A 252-nucleotide genomic window follows, 5' to 3' on the forward strand; every position below is an offset into this window, starting at 1 on the left:
AGAGAAAGTGGCGGACGCGGGAGGATTCGAACCTCCGACCGCCTGGTTCGTAGCCAGGTACTCTATCCAGCTGAGCTACGCGTCCGCAGTGTGATTATGCATGTTTAAGTCTTGCATTGACTATATCTTAAAGACACAAAAAAACCGACAGCTTGTCGGCTTATGTCACTTTCTAAGAGAAAGTGGCGGACGCGGGAGGATTCGAACCTCCGACCGCCTGGTTCGTAGCCAGGTACTCTATCCAGCTGAGCT

1 tRNA gene is annotated in these 252 nt (G+C 52.0%); it reads right to left on the minus strand.

The features are described from left to right. Positions 1-8: 8 nt before the first annotated feature. Positions 9-85 (minus strand) — tRNA-Arg (locus HUS62_RS22795). Between the last annotated feature and the right edge of the window lie 167 nt (positions 86-252).

Origin of the sequence: Pseudoalteromonas sp. 0303 (assembly GCF_013349995.1) — a bacterium.
Lineage (GTDB): Bacteria > Pseudomonadota > Gammaproteobacteria > Enterobacterales > Alteromonadaceae > Pseudoalteromonas.